Source organism: Isoptericola croceus (assembly GCF_029382255.1).
GTDB lineage: Bacteria > Actinomycetota > Actinomycetes > Actinomycetales > Cellulomonadaceae > Isoptericola > Isoptericola croceus.
Map to the genome: position 1 here is coordinate 1 of NZ_JARLLG010000503.1, position 255 is coordinate 255.

1 protein-coding gene is annotated in these 255 nt (G+C 41.6%); it reads right to left on the minus strand.

What is annotated here, in order from left to right:
• Positions 1-255, minus strand: a 255-nt coding sequence (locus PZC42_RS24980; protein ID WP_277214326.1) for a citrate lyase holo-[acyl-carrier protein] synthase, incomplete at both ends; no start/stop codon positions are given.

Sequence of the window (255 nt, forward strand, 5' to 3'; positions counted from 1 at the left end):
CTCTTTTTCAAAGATTAACTCTTTGCTGGTTGCCCCTTGGTACATTTGATTAATCACTTCATACCCTTCATCAAGCGTGTGATTTTGCTCCTTGGCGCACACCTTTGCTGGCTTGCCACAAATCAAGCATAACCGTGGTCCAAAGCCTAAATCCTCACGAGACAATTGATAATCAGCTTGACCATTAGCCATCACATCAATGTCAAACAGTCTTCCTAAGGCGTAGGTTTCTTCAAATAAAATAGCGGTCTTTTT